The 673-nt window shown below is 63.3% G+C and carries 2 rRNA genes and 1 pseudogene; all 3 read right to left on the reverse strand.

Features of this window, described 5'->3' with window-relative positions:
• Positions 1-254 (reverse strand): annotated as a pseudogene (locus ACIQU3_RS33550) (tetratricopeptide repeat protein); the annotation flags it as partial.
• A 124-nt stretch (positions 255-378) separates the two neighbouring features.
• A 5S ribosomal RNA gene (gene rrf, locus ACIQU3_RS33555) occupies positions 379-495 on the reverse strand.
• Positions 496-600: 105 nt separating this feature from the next.
• Positions 601-673 (reverse strand): 23S ribosomal RNA (locus ACIQU3_RS33560); the annotation flags it as partial.

Consider the following 673-nt stretch of genomic DNA (forward strand, 5'->3'; position numbering starts at 1 on the left):
TTGTCGTCGCGCCGGTCGTCGCGACGGAAGGCGGGGCGCTCGCCGCGGTCGCCGCGGTCGGGACGGTCGCCGCGGTCGCCCTCACGACGCCCGTACGCACCACGGTCGTTGCCGCCACGGTCGTTGTCGCGGCGGAAGCCCCCACGGTCTCCGCGGCCCCCGCGCTGACCGCCGCGGTCGTGCCGGTCGCTCCGGTCCCCCTCCCGTCGCCGCTGGTCGCGCTCCGGTCGGTCGTCGGGAGAGTTGGTGGACATGGTGACTCCTGTCTTCGGTACCGCAAGTCATTCTCGCGCAGCCGGGTGCCCAGCGCGCAGTGCAAAAACAAAAAGGACCCTTGGTCCCAGCTGAACGCTGGGACCAAGGGTCCTTCCAAAGATTGTTCGGCGGCGTCCTACTCTCCCACAGGGTCCCCCCTGCAGTACCATCGGCGCTGTAAGGCTTAGCTTCCGGGTTCGAAATGTAACCGGGCGTTTCCCCTACGCTATAACCACCGAAACCCTAATGGTTTCGAGCGAACAAGCACACTCTTTAATTGTCTGTTCTACTCAAAGCCGACAACTGTTCGTTGTCTCAGAACTAACACAGTGGACGCGAGCAACTGAGGACAAGCCCTCGGCCTATTAGTACCGGTCAACTCCACACGTTACCGTGCTTCCATATCCGGCCTATCAAC

It is taken from the genome of Streptomyces sp. NPDC101110, from assembly GCF_044759525.1.
Taxonomy (GTDB): Bacteria; Actinomycetota; Actinomycetes; order Streptomycetales; family Streptomycetaceae; genus Streptomyces.